General features: G+C 72.2%; 18 protein-coding genes and 5 tRNA genes. 18 read left to right on the plus strand and 5 right to left on the minus strand.

Annotated features, from left to right (window positions below; all coding sequences use genetic code 11):
* Nucleotides 1–179: 179 nt before the first annotated feature.
* From ACIRST_RS35010 to ACIRST_RS35045, 8 genes are all read left to right on the plus strand, one after another.
* On the plus strand, nt 180–398 hold the full coding sequence (locus ACIRST_RS35010; protein ID WP_350524626.1) for a hypothetical protein: 219 nt from the start codon (nt 180–182) through the stop codon (nt 396–398).
* Nucleotides 399–732: 334 nt separating this feature from the next.
* Nucleotides 733–1,533 carry a fumarylacetoacetate hydrolase family protein gene (locus ACIRST_RS35015; protein ID WP_350524625.1) on the plus strand — a complete coding sequence of 267 codons (801 nt, stop codon included), beginning with the start codon at nt 733–735 and terminating at the stop codon, nt 1,531–1,533.
* The gene (gltX, locus tag ACIRST_RS35020) at nt 1,526–3,025 is read left to right on the plus strand and encodes a glutamate--tRNA ligase (protein ID WP_402807589.1); all 1,500 of its coding nucleotides are present in this window, start codon (nt 1,526–1,528) and stop codon (nt 3,023–3,025) included. Before ACIRST_RS35015 ends, gltX begins: the two co-directional genes overlap by 8 nt.
* A 239-nt stretch (nt 3,026–3,264) precedes the next feature.
* Nucleotides 3,265–3,336, plus strand: a tRNA-Gln gene (locus tag ACIRST_RS35025).
* A 46-nt stretch (nt 3,337–3,382) separates the two neighbouring features.
* A tRNA-Glu gene (locus ACIRST_RS35030) sits at nt 3,383–3,455 on the plus strand.
* A gap of 27 nt (nt 3,456–3,482) precedes the next feature.
* Nucleotides 3,483–3,555: transfer RNA gene (locus ACIRST_RS35035), tRNA-Glu, on the plus strand.
* 26 nt (nt 3,556–3,581) lie between these two features.
* A tRNA-Glu gene (locus ACIRST_RS35040) sits at nt 3,582–3,654 on the plus strand.
* Nucleotides 3,655–3,703: 49 nt separating this feature from the next.
* A tRNA-Gln gene (locus ACIRST_RS35045) sits at nt 3,704–3,778 on the plus strand.
* Between the two features lie 162 nt (nt 3,779–3,940).
* Here ACIRST_RS35045 and ACIRST_RS35050 read toward each other — a convergent pair.
* Complete coding sequence (locus tag ACIRST_RS35050; RefSeq protein WP_030246527.1) at nt 3,941–4,654, minus strand: IclR family transcriptional regulator; 714 nt, start codon at nt 4,652–4,654, stop codon at nt 3,941–3,943.
* Between the two features lie 231 nt (nt 4,655–4,885).
* On the opposite strand from ACIRST_RS35050, the gene leuC reads away from it, so the two are divergent.
* The 4 genes from leuC to ACIRST_RS35070 all read left to right on the plus strand — a co-directional run bounded on the left by leuC (nt 4,886) and on the right by ACIRST_RS35070 (nt 8,317).
* Nucleotides 4,886–6,325: a 3-isopropylmalate dehydratase large subunit gene (gene leuC / locus ACIRST_RS35055; protein ID WP_350524623.1), complete on the plus strand. Its 1,440-nt coding sequence runs from the start codon at nt 4,886–4,888 to the stop codon at nt 6,323–6,325.
* A gap of 3 nt (nt 6,326–6,328) precedes the next feature.
* Entirely contained in the window at nt 6,329–6,925 is a 597-nt protein-coding gene (gene leuD / locus ACIRST_RS35060) for a 3-isopropylmalate dehydratase small subunit (RefSeq protein ID WP_402807596.1), read from the plus strand.
* Between the two features lie 182 nt (nt 6,926–7,107).
* Nucleotides 7,108–7,455 carry a hypothetical protein gene (locus tag ACIRST_RS35065; protein WP_380658828.1) on the plus strand — a complete coding sequence of 116 codons (348 nt, stop codon included), beginning with the start codon at nt 7,108–7,110 and terminating at the stop codon, nt 7,453–7,455.
* 133 nt (nt 7,456–7,588) lie between these two features.
* Nucleotides 7,589–8,317 (plus strand): HU family DNA-binding protein, encoded by a 729-nt coding sequence (locus ACIRST_RS35070; RefSeq protein ID WP_350524621.1) that lies wholly within the window; start codon nt 7,589–7,591, stop codon nt 8,315–8,317.
* Nucleotides 8,318–8,522: 205 nt separating this feature from the next.
* Here ACIRST_RS35070 and ACIRST_RS35075 read toward each other — a convergent pair whose 3' ends face one another.
* A complete protein-coding gene (locus ACIRST_RS35075; protein WP_350524620.1) occupies nt 8,523–8,744 on the minus strand; it encodes a hypothetical protein in 222 nt (73 codons plus the stop codon).
* A 146-nt stretch (nt 8,745–8,890) separates the two neighbouring features.
* Nucleotides 8,891–9,574: a 2-phospho-L-lactate guanylyltransferase gene (cofC, locus tag ACIRST_RS35080; protein ID WP_350524619.1), complete on the minus strand. Its 684-nt coding sequence runs from the start codon at nt 9,572–9,574 to the stop codon at nt 8,891–8,893.
* Nucleotides 9,575–9,804: 230 nt separating this feature from the next.
* On the opposite strand from cofC, the gene ACIRST_RS35085 reads away from it, so the two are divergent.
* The 3 genes from ACIRST_RS35085 to ACIRST_RS35095 all read left to right on the plus strand — a co-directional run bounded on the left by ACIRST_RS35085 (nt 9,805) and on the right by ACIRST_RS35095 (nt 12,855).
* Nucleotides 9,805–10,635: a lysophospholipid acyltransferase family protein gene (locus ACIRST_RS35085; protein WP_350524618.1), complete on the plus strand. Its 831-nt coding sequence runs from the start codon at nt 9,805–9,807 to the stop codon at nt 10,633–10,635.
* Nucleotides 10,632–11,636, plus strand: coding sequence for an NAD(P)H-dependent glycerol-3-phosphate dehydrogenase (locus ACIRST_RS35090; RefSeq protein WP_402807601.1), 1,005 nt, complete (start codon nt 10,632–10,634; stop codon nt 11,634–11,636). The genes ACIRST_RS35085 and ACIRST_RS35090 overlap by 4 nt, the downstream gene beginning before the upstream one ends.
* A 73-nt stretch (nt 11,637–11,709) precedes the next feature.
* Nucleotides 11,710–12,855, plus strand: coding sequence for a D-alanine--D-alanine ligase family protein (locus ACIRST_RS35095; RefSeq protein ID WP_396551916.1), 1,146 nt, complete (start codon nt 11,710–11,712; stop codon nt 12,853–12,855).
* Nucleotides 12,856–12,923: 68 nt separating this feature from the next.
* Here the strand turns inward: ACIRST_RS35095 and ACIRST_RS35100 are convergent, their stop codons facing one another.
* Nucleotides 12,924–13,442: a DUF3515 domain-containing protein gene (locus tag ACIRST_RS35100; RefSeq protein WP_402807603.1), complete on the minus strand. Its 519-nt coding sequence runs from the start codon at nt 13,440–13,442 to the stop codon at nt 12,924–12,926.
* 36 nt (nt 13,443–13,478) lie between these two features.
* Complete coding sequence (locus ACIRST_RS35105; protein WP_350524614.1) at nt 13,479–13,712, minus strand: Lrp/AsnC ligand binding domain-containing protein; 234 nt, start codon at nt 13,710–13,712, stop codon at nt 13,479–13,481.
* Between the two features lie 224 nt (nt 13,713–13,936).
* Between ACIRST_RS35105 and ACIRST_RS35110 the strand changes: the two genes are divergently transcribed.
* From ACIRST_RS35110 to thiD, 3 genes are all read left to right on the plus strand, one after another.
* Nucleotides 13,937–14,902, plus strand: a complete 966-nt coding sequence (locus ACIRST_RS35110; RefSeq protein ID WP_097236123.1) for a thiamine-phosphate kinase — start codon at nt 13,937–13,939, stop codon at nt 14,900–14,902.
* A gap of 273 nt (nt 14,903–15,175) precedes the next feature.
* Nucleotides 15,176–16,201 carry an ATP-dependent 6-phosphofructokinase gene (locus tag ACIRST_RS35115; RefSeq protein WP_350524613.1) on the plus strand — a complete coding sequence of 342 codons (1,026 nt, stop codon included), beginning with the start codon at nt 15,176–15,178 and terminating at the stop codon, nt 16,199–16,201.
* 23 nt (nt 16,202–16,224) lie between these two features.
* The gene (gene thiD, locus ACIRST_RS35120; protein ID WP_402807607.1) at nt 16,225–17,046 is read left to right on the plus strand and encodes a bifunctional hydroxymethylpyrimidine kinase/phosphomethylpyrimidine kinase; all 822 of its coding nucleotides are present in this window, start codon (nt 16,225–16,227) and stop codon (nt 17,044–17,046) included.
* The last annotated feature ends 198 nt before the right edge of the window (nt 17,047–17,244 follow it).

Genomic DNA, 17,244 nt, shown 5'->3' on the forward strand with positions numbered 1-17,244 from the left:
AATCACAGACTAATGTGTAGCTTTGGTCACGGTCTCTGTGGAAAGAGATCTCGTAACCTGGCTGCTCCGGAGCACGGCCCCGATCAGCCTGCCCAGAACCCCTCCGAATCAATCGGAATCATTCAGGCCGGCGCCGATCCGCTGCGGATCCGCCCGGCCACGACCACGAGGTGCTCTCGATGTCCCAGGCGAAGAAGGCCAACAAGTCCACGCTGTCCTGCCGCCCGACGGCGAACCCGCGCCGGACGACGCTGGCCTCGGTCGAGGACTTCAGCAAGATCCCGGGTGCCCGCAAGCCCCAGGACGTCCTGACCTACGGCACCGAGCTGCCGGCCAGCACCGCCAACCCGCGCCGCACCCAGCTGATGGTCGCGCCGGTCGTCGTGCTGGCGGACTGACCCGGCGCGTCGGACCCGGCACGCCGGACCCCGGCACGTCGGACCGGGTGCGCCGGACCCGGTGCGTTCCCCGGAGGGCGCCGTCGCCACGAACTCTCGTGGCGGCGGCGCCCTCTGCCGTCCCGCTCCGGCTCCGGGCGGCGCGGGGAGCCCGGGCGGGGTGTCCTGGCGCTTCCGCCCCGACCGGGCTGAACAGGGGCAAAGCGGTCCGCAGGGCCCCCACGCGATAGCCTGGAGGCCGATTGACGGGGCCGCGCCCACGCGGGCGGGGCGCCCACCAGCGCCCGGGCGCGACGCGCCCCGGGCGGCCGACGAAGCGAGGGGTAGCCCAGCCGTGCGCATTGCCAGGTTTTCCGTCCGGGAAGGGAGCCCTGCCGCCGGCAGCGTCTCCTTCGGCGTGGTGGAGGGCGACCCCTCCCAGCCCGACTCGCTGGTCGTCCACGCGCTGGCCGGCCACCCGTTCGGCCAACCCCAGCCCACCGGCGAGAGCTACCGCTTCCAGGACGTCCGGCTGCTCAGTCCGATGCTCCCGAACAAGATCGTGGCGGTCGGCCGCAACTACGCGGCGCACGCCCAGGAGCTGGGCCACGACGTCCCGGACGTCCCCCTGACCTTCTTCAAGCCGTCCACCTCGGTGATCGGCCCGACCGAGAACATCGCGTACCCGCCGTTCTCCTCGGACGTCCACCACGAGGCCGAACTCGCCGTGGTGATCGGCCGGATGTGCCGCGAGGTGCCGCTGGACCGGGTGCCCGAGGTGATCCTCGGCTACACCTGCGCCAACGACGTGACCGCCCGGGACGTCCAGCAGCGCGAGGGCCAGTGGGCCCGGGCCAAGGGCTTCGACACCTCCTGCCCGCTCGGGCCGTGGATCGAGACCGACCTGGACCCGAGCGACCTCGCCGTCACCTGCACGGTCAACGGCGAGCTCCGCCAGACCGGTCGCACCTCCCTGATGGTCCGCTCGGTCGCCGAGCTGATCGTCCACATCTCCGAGGCCATGACGCTGCTGCCCGGCGACGTCATCCTCACCGGCACGCCCGCAGGGGTGGGCCCCCTCAACGTCGGCGACGAGGTCGCCGTCTCCATCGAAGGCATCGGCACTCTCACCAACAAGGTGATCAAGCGTGGCTAACACTGACCCGGCCGTCCGGGTTCGCTTCTGTCCGTCCCCGACCGGCAACCCCCACGTGGGCCTGGTCCGGACCGCCCTCTTCAACTGGGCCTACGCCCGCCACAACGGCGGCACGATGGTCTTCCGGATCGAGGACACCGACTCCGCCCGCGACTCCGAGGAGTCGTACAACCAGCTGCTCGACGCGATGCGCTGGCTGGGCTTCGACTGGGACGAGGGCCCGGAGGTCGGCGGCCCGCACGAGCCGTACCGCCAGTCGCAGCGGATGGACATCTACGCCGACGTCGCCCGCCGCCTGCACGAGGCCGGCCACGCCTACCACTGCTACTGCAGCACCGAGGAGCTGGACGCCCGCCGCGAGGCCGCCCGCGCGGCCGGCAAGCCCTCCGGCTACGACGGCCACTGCCGGGAGCTGACCGAGGACCAGGTCGCCGTCTACAAGCTGGAGAAGCGCGAGCCGATCCTGCGCTTCCGGATGCCCGACAAGACCATCTCCTTCGACGACCTGGTGCGCGGCACGCTGACCTTCGAGCCGGAGAACGTGCCGGACTACGGCATCGTCCGGGCCAACGGCGCCCCGCTGTACACCCTGGTCAACCCGGTGGACGACGCCCTGATGGGCATCACCCACGTGCTGCGCGGCGAGGACCTGCTGTCCTCCACCCCGCGGCAGGTCGCGCTCTACGCCGCGCTCGCCGAGATCGGCGTCGGCAACGGCACCACCCCGCGCTTCGGCCACCTGCCGTACGTGATGGGCGAGGGCAACAAGAAGCTCTCCAAGCGCGACCCGCAGGCCTCGCTCAACCTGTACCGCGAGCGCGGCTTCATTCCGGAGGGCCTCCTCAACTACCTGTCCCTGCTGGGCTGGTCGCTGGCCGAGGACCGGGACATCTTCGGCATCGACGAGATGGTCGCCGCCTTCGACATCGCCAAGGTGAACGCCAACCCGGCCCGCTTCGACCTGAAGAAGTGCGAGGCGATCAACGCCGAGCACGTCCGCAAGCTGGCCCCGGCGGACTTCGCGGCCCGCCTGGTGCCGTTCCTGCAGGCCGCCGACCTGCTGCCGGCCGAGCCGACCGCCGAGCAGCTGGACGTGCTCGCCAAGGTCGCGCCGCTCACCCAGGAGCGGATGGTCGTGCTGAGCGAGATCGTGAACATGGCCGGCTTCCTGTTCGTGGCGCCGGAGAAGTTCGCCGTCGACCCGGACGACGCCGCCAAGGTGCTGACCGCCGACGCCCGCCCGGTGCTGGAGGCCAGCATCAAGGCGCTGGAGGAGCTCGCGGACTTCACCCCGGAGCCGATCCAGGCGGCCCTGCGCGAGGCACTGGTGGACGGGCTGGGCATCAAGCCCAAGTTCGCCTTCACGCCGCTGCGGGTGGCCGTCACGGGCCGTCGGGTGTCGCCGCCGCTGTTCGAGTCCATGGAGCTGCTGGGCCGCCCCGAGACGCTGCGCCGCCTGCGCTCGTCCCTGGACGCCCTGCCGGCCGCCTGAGCGGGCCGCTGAGCAGGCCGCGGGCCCGGCTTCGTGCCGGGCCCGCGGCGTACCCGGAGGTCATCCGCCGGCCTCCCGGCCGCTGCCTGGGGTTATCGATTTTGGAGCCAGGGCCGACGTCGGGTAATGTTCTTTCTGCGCCGCCCGGGAGGGAACGGACGAGGGAGCGAAAGCCCCCCGGCCGGGAGCGAACGAGAGGCGCAACGCCTGAGAAGATCCCGACGAGGGTTCAACTCTGGTGGGGTATGGTGTAATTGGCAGCACGAGTGATTCTGGTTCATTTAGTCTAGGTTCGAGTCCTGGTACCCCAGCGCAGTACCGCAGTAACAGCAGTACCGCAGTACAAATGAAGATCAAGCCCCCGTTGTGTAGCGGCCTAGCACGCTGCCCTCTCACGGCAGTAGCGCCGGTTCGAATCCGGTCGGGGGTACTGATCCCGCAAGGGATCACCTGGAAAGCCCCCGTTGTGTAGCGGCCTAGCACGCTGCCCTCTCACGGCAGTAGCGCCGGTTCGAATCCGGTCGGGGGTACTGATCCCGCAAGGGATCGTCAGGAAGCCCCCGTTGTGTAGCGGCCTAGCACGCTGCCCTCTCACGGCAGTAGCGCCGGTTCGAATCCGGTCGGGGGTACTTCAGAGCAGGAAGCCGGTGGGCTCGCCCATCGGCCCTTGCTTTGTGTTGGGGTATGGTGTAATTGGCAGCACGAGTGATTCTGGTTCATTTAGTCTAGGTTCGAGTCCTGGTACCCCAGCCAGAAAATGGAAGACCCCGGTTCTCCGGGGTCTTTTTGCTTGTGCACCGGGAAATGCTTCGAAGGGCCCCGCTCGACTCCGAGCGGGGCCCTTTCGTCTTTCGGTGGGGGACGGCCGGGTGGGGGAGGGGTGGGGGAAAGGGGGCGGGTGGGGGAAGGGCCGGATCAGCTCCGGCGCAGCGCCTCGGTGAGCCGGTTCGCGGCCTCGATGATGGCCTGGGCGTGCAGCCGGCCCGGGTGGCGGGTCAGGCGCTCGATCGGGCCGGACACCGACACCGCGGCCACCACCCGGTTGGAGGGGCCGCGGACGGGCGCGGAGACGGACGCGACGCCCGGCTCGCGCTCGCCGATCGACTGGGCCCAGCCGCGCCGCCGCACGCCGCTCAGCGCGGTGGCGGTGAAGCGGGCGCCCTGCAGACCGCGGTGGAGCCGCTCGGGCTCCTCCCACGCGAGCAGGACCTGGGCGGCCGAGCCGGCCTTCATCGGCAGGGTGCTGCCGACCGGGACGGTGTCCCGCAGGCCGGAGAGCCGCTCGGCGGCGGCTACGCAGATCCGCATCTCGCCCTGGCGGCGGTAGAGCTGTGCGCTCTCGCCGGTGACGTCGCGCAGGTGGGTCAGGACCGGGCCCGCGGTGGCGAGCAGCCGGTCCTCGCCCGCCGCGGCGGAGAGTTCGGACAGGCGGGGACCGAGGATGAAACGTCCCTGCATGTCTCTGGTGACCAGACGGTGGTGTTCGAGTGCGACGGCGAGTCTGTGGGCCGTGGGGCGCGCCAGACCGGTGGCGGCGACCAGCCCCGCCAACGTGGCGGGGCCCGACTCCAGTGCGCTCAGCACCAGAGCGGCCTTGTCGAGAACGCCGACGCCGCTAGTGTTGTCCATGCCCTAAGACTGCAGTCTCATTCCGCGAGACGCAAGTTCAATCTTTCCGGAAAAGCGCCACTCTGGATGCAGCAGCCCGGGAGACATCCAGGATGTGGCCTCCTCCGAGTGTCCGCATCGTGGACAGCGATCCGGCGTGCAGGTCGCGCGAAGCGCCCCCGCGCAGGGCGGCGCAGCTTTGACCTCGACGACACGAGAAGGCCGGCAACGCGGCCGGCTGGAGGGAATCCGATGGGACGGACACTCGCAGAGAAGGTCTGGGACGACCACGTCGTGCGGCGCGCGGAGGGCGAGCCCGACCTCCTGTTCATCGACCTGCACCTGCTCCACGAGGTCACCAGCCCGCAGGCCTTCGACGGACTGCGACTGGCCGGCCGTCCGGTCCGCCGCACCGATCTGACGATCGCCACCGAGGACCACAACACCCCCACCCTGGACATCGACAAGCCGATCGCCGACCCGGTGTCCAAGGTGCAGTTGGAGACCCTGCGCCGGAACGCCGCCGAGTTCGGCGTCCGGATCCACTCGCTCGGCGACGTCGAGCAGGGCGTCGTGCACGTCGTCGGCCCGCAGCTCGGCCTGACCCAGCCCGGCATGACCGTGGTCTGCGGCGACTCCCACACCTCCACCCACGGCGCCTTCGGTGCACTGGCGTTCGGCATCGGCACCAGCCAGGTCGAGCACGTGCTGGCCACCCAGACCCTGCCGCTGGCCCCGTTCCGGACCATGGCGATCACCGTCGAGGGCGACCTGCCCGAGGGCGTCACCGCCAAGGACCTGATCCTGGCCGTCATCGCGAAGATCGGCACCGGCGGCGGCCAGGGCTACGTCCTGGAGTACCGCGGTTCGGCGATCCGGAGCCTGTCCATGGAGGCCCGGATGACCATCTGCAACATGTCGATCGAGGCCGGCGCCCGGGCCGGCATGATCGCCCCGGACGAGACCACCTTCGAGTACCTCAAGGGCCGCCCGCACGCCCCGCAGGGCGAGGACTGGGACGCCGCCGTCGCGTACTGGCGGACCCTGGTGACCGACGAGGACGCGGTCTTCGACCACGAGATCTTCATCGACGCGAGCGAGCTGAGCCCCTTCGTCACCTGGGGCACCAACCCCGGCCAGGGCGCCCCGCTGGCCTCCGACGTGCCGGACCCGGCCTCCTTCGCCGACCCGCAGGAGCGCCAGGCCGCCGAGAACGCCCTGGCGTACATGGGGCTGGAGGCCGGCACCCCGCTGCGCGAGGTCAAGGTCGACGCCGTCTTCGTCGGCTCCTGCACCAACGGCCGGATCGAGGACCTGCGGGCCGCCGCCGCCCTGGTGGAGGGCCGCCGGATCGCCGACGGCGTACGGATGCTGGTGGTCCCCGGCTCCGTCCGGGTCGCCCTGCAGGCCGTCGAGGAGGGCCTGGACAAGGTGTTCACCGCGGCCGGTGCCGAGTGGCGCCACGCGGGCTGCTCGATGTGCCTGGGCATGAACCCCGACCAGCTGGCCCCGGGCGAGCGCTGCGCCTCCACCTCGAACCGCAACTTCGAGGGACGGCAGGGCAAGGGCGGCCGCACCCACCTGGTCTCCCCGCAGGTCGCCGCCGCGACCGCCGTCCTGGGCCGCCTCGCCTCGCCCGCCGACCTGAACGCCGCCGACACGGCGGACACCGACGTTGCCGTGGAGGCCTGAGCCATGGAGAAGTTCACCACCCACGCCGGCCGGGCCGTCCCGCTGCGCCGCAGCAACGTGGACACCGACCAGATCATCCCGGCCCACTGGCTCAAGAAGGTCACCCGGTCCGGTTTCGAGGACGGGCTGTTCGAGGCCTGGCGCAAGGACGAGTCGTTCATCCTCAACCGGCCCGAGCGGCAGGGCGCCACGGTGCTGGTGGCCGGCCCCGAGTTCGGCACCGGCTCCTCCCGTGAGCACGCCGTCTGGGCGCTGCAGAACTACGGCTTCCACGCGGTCATCTCGTCGCGCTTCGCCGACATCTTCCGGGGCAACTCCCTGAAGAACGGCCTGCTGACGGTCGTGCTGCCGCAGGAGACCGTGGAACGGCTCTGGGCGCTCACCGAGAGTGACCCTTCGGCCGAGATCACCGTCGACCTGGAGGCGCGCGAAGTGCGGGCCGAAGGCGTCACCGCGGCCTTCGAACTGGACGACAACGTCCGGTGGCGGCTGCTCAACGGCCTGGACGACATCAGCATCACGCTGCAGAACGAGGCCGACATCGCGGCCTTCGAGGCGACCCGTCCGGCCTTCAAGCCCCGTACTCTGCCGGTCGCCTGAGTTCCCCTCAGAACAAGCATTCTGACGATCCGCCGCGTGGCCCGCGCCCCCCTCGGGGGGGCCGGGCCATCCGTCGTTCCGGAGCACGAGTTAGCGCCGGGGCCCGCCCCGGATTGCCCATTTGGCTTTGCGGAAGAGGGCCCCGCGCAAGTACAACTGCGGGTAGATGGCACAATCAGTACATGCACCGGCACCATGAACCTCCGTACGCGGGCGGCGAACCCGCGGCTGAGGACTCCATGGGCCGGCCATCCGAACGCCGAATTGACGATCGGCCGGACGTCACCTCCGCGCCAGCTGAGGGGCCGGACGACCAGGAAGTCGCAGCGCTCTACGCGCTCGTGGCCGAGCGGTTGAAGCAAGCTCACGCCCGCGTGCATGCGCTGAACGTGTCTGCCGATGCAAAGACCGCTCTCACCCGTCAACTCCTCATCGTCACCGAGACCGCCAAGCGCGATCTTCCGGAGGCGGCAAGGCGGTTGAGTCGCTTTGTACATGACCTCGACGAGGGGCGCCCGCCGCTCGGCTGAGGTCGCCGACGCGCAAATCCATTGCGACACTAGGGTGATTCGCGCGTTTGGTAATTGAAAGTCCGCAGATACATACCTAACGTGCGAAAAGAACGGATGGAATCATCCGGCGCTCGTTTCCGAAGGGGAAGACGTGAACAAGGCTCAGCTTGTCGAAGCGGTGGCCGAGCAGCTGGGCGGTCGCAAGGCTGCCGCAGAGGCCGTCGACGCAGTGCTCGACACCATGGTCCGTGCCGTCGTGGCCGGCGACCGGGTTTCGGTCACCGGTTTCGGCACCTTCGAGAAGGTGGAGCGCTCCGCGCGCTTCGCCCGCAACCCGCAGACCGGCGAGCGGGTCAAGGTCAAGAAGACCTCGGTGCCGCGCTTCCGCCCGGGCCAGGGCTTCAAGGACCTGGTCAGCGGCAGCAAGAAGCTGCCGAAGGAGGGCCCCTCGGTGAAGAAGGCCCCCAAGGGCTCCCTCACCCCGGGCAAGAGCGGCGTCGCCGCCACCCCGGCCGCCAAGCGCGCCGCCACCAAGCGTGCCGCCACCGCTGCCGCCGCCGCTCCGGCCACCAAGAAGGCCGCCGCCAAGAAGACGGCCACCACGGCCGCCGCCAAGAAGACCACGGCCACCACCGCGAAGAAGGCGGCCACCGCCAAGAAGGCCGCGGCGAAGACCACCGTCGCGAAGACCACCGCCGCCAAGAAGACCACGGCGGCCGCGACCAAGAAGACGGCCGCCGCCAAGAAGGCGACCACCACGGCTGCCGCCAAGAAGACCACGGCCACCGCCAAGAAGGCGACCGCCACGGCCAAGAAGACGGCTCCGGCGAAGAAGACCGCCACCCGCAAGACCACCGCGCGCAAGACCACTGCCAAGTAGGTCCCGCGCGACCGTCCTTTGACGGCCTTCGGCGAAGAGCCGCGACACCCCTCCCGTGAACGCACGGAGACCGGGCGCCGCGGCTCTTCGGGTTTCCGGGCGCTCGGTCAGGATTCGACGGCGTGCGGCGGGACCGGGCGGTCGTGGCCGCGGGACCGGACGGTCGGTGGTCGAAGCAACCCGGCGGGCGGGCGCCTCGCGGGCGTCAGAGCCCGGCGGGGTCGGGGAAGGTCTGCAGCGTCACGAAGACCACCCGGCGGGCCTCGCCGGTGCCCTCGGTGCGGATCCGCACCCGCTGGCCGGGGCGCAGCAGCCGCAGGCCGCCGGCGTCGAAGGCGGCCGCGTCGAACGGCACCGGGGTCCCGTCGTCGAGCAGCACGGAGCCGGCCCGGGTGGCGGGGTCGAAGGTGAACGCGGTGGCCTGCATGTCAGCAGCATAGCGAGCGGGTCGGTGCGCCCCCGGGAGCAGGACGGGGGACGGCGCGGTAGCGGAGCCGGAGCGGGGCCGGTCCGCGGGCCGGGACACCAAGAGGGGCGGCAGCCGGACGGCAGCGGGACGGCATCAGGGCGACGTCAGGGCGGGCTCAGACGGGCGAACAGCGTGCTGGTGTGCGGGCCGAGGCCGAGCGCCGCGGCCTCGCCGAGGTCCGCACCGGTGTCGACGTCCCGGCGCACCGACTCCACGTCCGCGAGGCGCAGTTCGAGGGCCCCGCCGGCCGCGTGCCGGGCGCGCGAGCCGTCCCCGAAGGAGGGGGAGAGCGGACGCCCCGGGGTGCAGGCGAGCAGCGTGGTGCCGAGGCCGGGGGAGTCCGGCAGGAAGGCCCGGCCGTCCGGCGGCACCGCGCCCAGCACCCGGGCCAGTTCGGCCGGACGCAGGGCCGGCAGGTCCGCCGAGAGGACGGCCAGCGGGGCCGCCGGGGCGAGGGCCAGGGCGGTCGACGCGCCGTGCGCCAGCGCCCGGTTGAGGCCGCCACCGGGCTCGTCGGCGACCACCAGCGCGCCCAGCGCGGCCAGCCGGGCACCGGCCACCGCGTCGCGGGTCACCACCAGGACGCGGTCGACGCCCGGGGTGGCCAGCGCGGCGCCGACGGTGTCGAGCGCGAAGGACATCGCCAGGTCGGCCCGGTGCGCTCCGGCGTAGGGGGCGAGTCTGCTCTTCGCCTGTGCGAGCGGCTTGAGCGGCAGCACCAGCGACCAGCCGGCGGTGGGTGCGGCGGGCGCGACGGGCCCGCTGGGGCGTACGGTGTCCTGGGTCATCGGCGTCATTGTGTCGCCGGTCCCGGAGCCCTCGCCAGGCCGTCCGAACTGTGCGGACGTGCGTTTGATCACGCCGGCCCGGCGGGTTGGCGCGGCCGCTCGACAGCCGGTGAGCGGGCGGGCGACACTGTTCGGCGCCCGTGGCCCGGGCACCGCTGGCACCGGTGCGCGGCCCCGGGAGGCCATGACCGCGGCACTCCACGTGCCGCATCGGATGAGAAGGAGCTGGGGTGGCCCGCCGCTCGTACGCCAAGTTCGGCAACGCCGACTACGGCATCTGGTACCGCTTCGCGGCCGTGCTGGTGAAGCCGGTGACGACCGCCCTGGTGAAGCCCGACTGGCGCGGCTGGGAGCACATTCCCAAGGAAGGCGGCTTCATCGCCGCGGTGAACCACAATTCGATCATCGACCCGGTGATCTACGCGCACTGGCAGTACAACAGCGGTCGCCCGCCGCGAATTCTCGGCAAGTCCTCGTTGTTCTCCATTCCCTTCATCGGATTCATGCTGCGCAAGACCGGTCAGATTCCGGTGTTCCGCGAGTCGACCGACGCGGCGCAGGCCTTCCGGGCCGCGATCGACGCCGTCGACGGCGGCCAGTGCGTGCAGTTCTACCCGGAGGGAACGCTCACCCGGGACCCGGACCTGTGGCCGATGACCGGCAAGAGCGGTGTCGCCCGGGTCGCGCTGATGACCGGCGCGCCGGTCATCCCGGTCGCCCACTGGGGCGCGCACGAGATCATCCCGCCGTACGGCCGGCCCGGGTACGGGAAGGGCAAGTTCAACCTCTTCCCGCGCCACCGGGTGACCGTCGCGGCCGGTCCGGCGGTGGACCTGAGCAAGTACCAGGGGCAGGAGCTCACCTCCCAGGTGCTCGCGGACGCGACCGAGGACATCATGACGGCGATCACCGCCGTGCTGGCCGAGGTCCGCGGCGAGCAGCCGCCGGCCGAGCGCTACGACATGCGCAAGGCCGCCCGCGAGCGCGCCGCCACGGCGCTGGCCGAGCGCCGGCGTGCCAAGGGCGAGCGCGGCAAGGGCACCGAGGAGGCCGGCAAGTGACCCGCTGCGCCGTGATGGGGACCGGCTCCTGGGGCACCGCGTTCGCGATGGTGCTCGCCGACGCCGGCTGCGAGGTCGTGCTGTGGGCCCGCCGCCAGGAGCTGGCGGACGCCGTCAACTCCACGCACGAGAACCCGGACTACCTGCCGGGCGTCCGGCTGCCCGATTCGGTGCGGGCCACCACCGACGCCGCCGAGGCGCTGGCCGGCGCCGACTTCGCGGTCCTGGTGGTGCCCTCGCAGACGCTGCGCGACAACCTGGCCGCCTGGACGCCGCTGATCGAGCCGCAGACCGTGCTGGTCAGCCTGATGAAGGGCATCGAACTCGGCACCGCCAAGCGGATGAGCGAGGTGATCGACGAGGTCACCAAGGTCGGTCCGGAGCGCGTCGCGGTGGTCAGCGGGCCCAACCTGGCCAAGGAGATCGCCAACCGGCAGCCCGCGGCCAGTGTCGTCGCCTGCGCCGACGAGGCGGTGGCCAAGCGCCTCCAGGCGGCCTGCCACACGCCGTACTTCCGGCCGTACACCAACACCGACGTGGTGGGCTGCGAACTCGGCGGCGCGGTCAAGAACGTGATCGGCCTGGCGGTCGGCATGGCGGCCGGCATGGGGCTCGGCGACAACACCAAGGCGACGCTGATCACCCGCGGGCTGGCCGAGACCACCCGGCTCGGCGAGGTGCTGGGCGCCGACCCGCACACCTTCGCGGGGCTCGCCGGGATGGGCGACCTGGTCGCCACCTGCTCCTCGCCGCTGTCCCGCAACAACACCTTCGGCATGAACCTGGGCCGGGGCATGTCGCTCGCGGAGACCATCGCGGCCACCCGGCAGACCGCCGAGGGCGTCAAGTCCTGCGAGTCGGTGCTGGACCTGGCCCGGCGCAACGGCGTCGACATGCCGATCGTCGAGGCCGTGGTGGACGTCGTGCACAACGGGCGGCCGACCCAGGAGGCGCTGCAGACGCTGATGTCGCGCTCGGCGAAGGCGGAGCGGCGGCGCTGACGGCCCGGGCGGCGGGGGGCACCGGGGCGGTTGACGTCCCGGAAACACGTCGCACGGTAGTCTCAAACCCGATATGAGCATCGAACAGTCCTCCCCGAACCCGTCCGCCCCGAAGCCGCGCGTCGCACTGGTCTTCGGCGGGCGCAGCTCCGAGCACGCCATCTCGGTCTCCACCGCGGGCAGTGTGCTCAGGGCGATCGACCGCGACAAGTACGACGTGCTGCCGATCGGCATCACGCACGAGGGCCGCTGGGCGCTGACCAGCGACGAGCCGGCCCGGATGGCCATCACCGACGGCAAGCTGCCGGACGTGGCACACGTCGCCGAGTCCGTCGACGCGCAGGTCGCGCTGCCGGTCGCGCCGGGCAACCGGGAGGTGCTGCTCAGCGAGCCGGGCAGCGCGCCCAAGGCCCTCGGCGAGGTCGACGTGGTGTTCCCGCTGCTGCACGGCCCCTGGGGCGAGGACGGCACCCTGCAGGGCCTCCTGGAGCTCTCCGGCGTCCCCTACGTCGGCAACGGCGTGCTGGCCAGCGCGGCCGGCATGGACAAGGAGTTCGCCAAGCGGATCCTGGCCTCGCACGGTCTGGGGGTCGGCCACTACACCATCGTGCGTCCGCGCGAGTGGGAGACCGAGGCGGGCCGCGCGGCGGTGCGCGAGCGGGTGGCCGAGCTGGGCCTGCCGGTGTTCGTGAAGCCCTGCCGGGCCGGCTCCAGCATCGGCATCACCAAGGTCAAGGACCTGGCCGACCTCGACGCCGCGATCGAGGAGGCCCGTCGCCACGACCCCAAGCTGATCATCGAGGCCGGCGTGACCGGCCGCGAGATCGAGTGCGGCGTGCTGGAGTTCGAGGACGGCCCGCGGGCCAGCGTGGCCGGCGAGGTCCTGGTCGGCGAAGGCTTCGACTTCTACGACTTCGAGGCCAAGTACATCGACTCCTCCGACGTGCAGATCCCGGCGAAGCTCACCGCCGACGAGCTCGCCGAGATCCAGCGCCAGGCGGTCGAGGCCTTCGAGGCGCTCGGCTGCGAGGGCCTGGCCCGGGTGGACTTCTTCCTGCTGGAGGACGGCACCTGGATGATCAACGAGATCAACACCATGCCCGGCTTCACCCCCATCTCGGCCTACCCGAAGATGTGGGAGGCCAGCGGGGTCTCGTACCCGGAGCTGATCGACCGGCTGCTGCAGACGGCGATGCGCCGCTCGACCGGCCTGCGCTAGCGGTCCCGTACGGCGGAGGGCGGGCCGGGAGCTCCCGGCCCGCCCTCCGCACGTCGGTACGGCCCGGCTCAGCCGGGGATGTTGGCCTTGACCAGCGGGGTCAGCGCGGCGGCCGGGTCGAAGGGGTTCCGTGCGGCCCCGGACGGGACGGTCACCTCGACGTAGGCGGCGCGCATCGTCGCCACGAAGCGGTAGCCGCCGTCGTCGAGCTTCTGCGACCACCAGGTGAGGTCGTCGACGGTCGGGGACCAGTCCTTGGCGTGCTCCCCGTTCAGCTGCTCCGGCCGGTCGATGCCGCAGCGCATGACCGTCCGGGGCGAGCTGTCCCAGACGGCCACGTAGGGCGAGGCGGGCGACGGGTCCTTGCGAGCGTGCCCGAGCAGCTCCTGCGGCAGCGCGGCGGCCAGGGCCCGGCAGTAGTCGGCGGCCCTGCCGCTCGGCTCCGGCACCTCGATCTTCCCGTCGGCCGGGCCCCAGCTGCCGACCAGCACGACGACCGTGCAGGTCAGCGCGACGGGCAGGGCCAGCCAGCGGATCGGTGCCGGCAGGGCGGTCAGCGCCTTCGGGACGCGGAGTTCTCTGGCCACCCGCCGATGGTAGCCGGGCCTTACCCGGAGCCGGGGCTAGAGGTGGACCACCGGACAGGTCAGGGTGCGGGTGATGCCCTCGACCTTCTGGACCTGGGCCACGACCATGCGGCCGAGCTCGTCGACGGTCTCGGCCTCGGCCTTGACGATGACGTCGTAGGGGCCGGTGACGTCCTCGGCGGTGAGCACACCGGGGATCTCGGAGATCAACTCGGCCACCGCGGTGGCCTTTCCAACTTCGGTCTGGATCAGGATGTATGCCTGTACCACGAGGACCTCCCGGCGGCCGGTTACGGGGATCGCCGCCGTGGTCGCCCGGTCAGGCGTCGGGATGGAACGGGCTCAACGGCAGTCTGATCACCACGCTACCGCGCAGCGGGCCGGGGAGGGGAGACTTCGGCACCCCCGAAGGGCGTACGCTGCGCGCGGGGGAGCGCGACGGGGACCGGAACGGATGACAGCGCCATCCGGAATGAAAGGCGAGAGGACGGCAGATGCAGGGGACCGTGGGCGAGCTCGGCGAGTTCGGCCTCATCAGGGAGCTGACCGCCCGGGTACCGCTCACCGATGCGGTCGACCTCGGCCCGGGTGACGACGCCGCGGTGGTGCGGGCTCCGGACGGCCGGGTGGTGGCGACCACGGACGTCCTGATCGAGAACCGGCACTTCCGCCGGGACTGGTCGACCGCCTACGACGTGGGCCGCAAGGCGGCCGCCCAGAACCTCGCCGACGTGGCCGCGATGGGGGCGGTGCCGACCGCGATACTGCTCGGCCTGGTCGCCCCCGCCGACCTGCCGACCACGTGGGCGACCGAGCTGATGGACGGGCTGCGCGACGAGTGCCAGGTCGCCGGGGCGACGGTGGTCGGCGGTGACGTGGTGCGCGGGGACACCGTCACGCTGGCCATCACGGCGCTCGGCGACCTGCAGGGGCGTGCGGCGGTGACGCGCTCCGGGGCGCAGGTCGGCGACGTGGTCGCGGTGACCGGCTGGCTGGGCTGGTCGGCCGCCGGACTGACCGTGCTGCAGCGCGGCTTCCGCTCCCCGCGCGCCTTCGTCGAGGCGCACCGGCGGCCCGAACCGCCGTACCACGCGGGACCGGCGGGGGCCGAGTTGGGCGCGACCTCGATGATCGACGTGAGCGACGGGCTGGTCGCCGACCTCGGCCACGTGGCCCGGGCCAGCGAGGTGGACATCGACCTGAAGGCCGCGGACTTCGACGTCCCGGCGCAGATGGCGGACATCGGCCAGGCCGTCGGGGTGGACCCGCTGGTCTGGGTGCTCTCCGGCGGCGAGGACCACGCGATCGTGGCGACCTTCCCGCGCGGGGTCCAACTCCCGGCCCGCTGGCGGGTGGTGGGCGAGGTGACCGGCCGGCCGACGGGCAGCCGGAGCGGCCGGGTCACCGTGGACGGCGCGCCCTGGGACCGGGTCGGCGGCTGGGACCACTTCGCGGAGTGAGCGCGGCCGGCCCGCCCGCCCCCGGTCCTTCGGGAACCGGCGCCGCCGACCGCCCGGCACCGGCGTGCCCGCCGGCCCGGGGCGGCGTCGCCGACCGGCGTACGGCGTACGGCTGATGGGTACTGGACGCCGGCGCGGCAGATGACGCCCAGGGCGTGCGGCGGACGGGATTCGGGGGTGCGTTTTGCGTAGGCTTGCGGCATCCGAGCCCGCCCGCCACCACACCGTCCGGGGCGGGTGGCCCGAACCACTGCGAGCGGGAGCACACCTGACATGCGCATCGGTGTACTGACCAGCGGCGGCGACTGCCCCGGCCTCAACGCGGTGATCCGCTCGGTGGTGCACCGGGGCACGGACGTCCACGGCGACGAGATCGTCGGCATCCTGGACGGGTTCCTCGGCCTGATCGAGAGCCGGACCCGGACGGTCTCGCACGACGACGTCACCGGGCTGCTCACCCTCGGCGGCACCATCCTGGGCTCCGCCCGCGTGCGGCGCGACCGGATCGCCTGGGCGGTGGAGAACGCGAAGGTGCTGGCCCGGGACATCGGCATCGACGCGCTGATCGCGATCGGCGGCGAGGGGACGCTGACCGCCGCGAAGCTGTTCAGCGACGCCGGACTGCCGGTGGTCGGGGTGCCGAAGACCATCGACAACGACATCGACGCCACCGACGTCACCTTCGGCTTCGACACCGCGGTGCACGTCGCGACCGAGGCGATCGACCGGCTGAAGACCACCGCCGAGTCCCACCAGCGGGTCATGGTGGTCGAGTTGATGGGCCGGCACACCGGGTGGATCACCCTCACCGCGGGCATGGCCGGCGGAGCGCACGGCATCCTCATCCCGGAGAAGCCGTTCGACATCGAGGCGGTGGCGCGGATGGTCGAGGACCGCTTCGCCCGCGGCAAGAAGTTCGCCATCATCGCCGTCGCCGAGGGCGCCACCCCGATGCCCGGCACCATGCGCTTCGACCACGGCGCGGTCGACCAGTACGGCCACCGGACCTTCGGCGGGATCGGCAACCGGCTCGCCCACGAGCTGGAGAACCTGCTCGGCAAGGAGGCCCGTCCGGTCATCCTCGGCCACACCCAGCGCGGCGGCACCCCGACCGCCTACGACCGGGTGCTCGCCACCCGCTTCGGCTGGCACGCGGTGGAGGCCGTCCACCAGGGCGCGTTCGGGCACTTCACCGCGCTGCGCCGGACCGGGATCGAACTGCTGCCGATCGGCGACGCGGTGACCCGGCTGAAGACGGTGCCGGAGGGCCGCTGGGTGGAATCCGAAGCCGTGCTCTGAATCCGCGCAGGTAGGTTGGGGCCATGGTCCTCCCCCCTCGCACCCCCGGCGCCTCCGCCGCACCCCCGCGCGTGCTCACCATCGCCGGCTCCGACTCCGGCGGCGGCGCCGGCATCCAGGCCGACCTCAAGGCGATGCTCGCCCTCGGCGTGCACGGCATGAGCGTGATCACCGCCGTCACCGCGCAGAACTCGCTCGGCGTCCAGGGCTACTGGGAACTGCCCGCCGAGGCCGTCCGCGCACAGTTCCGCAGCGTGGTGGACGACATCGGGGTGCAGGCCGTGAAGACCGGCATGCTCGCCTCGATCGAGCTGGTCGAGACCGTCTCGGAGCTGCTGGCCGGGGTGGACGCCCCGGTCGTGGTCGACCCGGTCGGCGTCTCCAAGCACGGCGACGCGCTGCTGGCCGCCGACGCCGTCGGCACCGTCCGCGAGAAGCTGCTGCCGGTCGCCACCCTGGCCACCCCCAACCTGCACGAGGTGACGCAGCTCACCGGCCGGACCGTCGAGGACGAGGGGCAGATGCTGGACGCCGCCAAGGCGCTGCTCGACCTCGGTCCGCGCTGGGTGCTGGTCAAGGGCGGCCACCTGGAGGGCGAGGCCGCCGACCTGCTGTACGGCGGGCCGGAGGAGGTCCACTGGTACCGGGCGCCGCGCTACGACAACCGGCACACCCACGGCACCGGCTGCACGCTGGCCAGCTCGATCGCGGCCGGCCTGGCCAAGGGCGAGCCGCTGCCGGAGGCGGTGGGCTCGGCCAAGGAGTACATCACCGGTGCGATCGCCGGCGGCTTCGCGCTGGGCGCCGGGATCGGGCCGGTCGACCACGCCTGGCGCTGGCGCTGAGGGGTCCGGAAAGCCGAGGACTCCGGAAGCCGAGGAGTCCCGGAAAACAGTCGTGGGGGGGGGGGGGGGGGGGGGGGGGGCCCCCCCCCCGGGGGGCGCCGGGGGGGGGGGGGCGCGGGGGGGGGCCGGGGGGGGCCCCCCCCCCCGGGCGCCCCCGCCCCCCCCGCAAAGAAGGGGTGGGGGGGGGGGGGGGGTGGG

The organism is Kitasatospora sp. NPDC101447 (assembly GCF_044767225.1).
In the GTDB taxonomy this organism is placed as follows: domain Bacteria; phylum Actinomycetota; class Actinomycetes; order Streptomycetales; family Streptomycetaceae; genus Kitasatospora.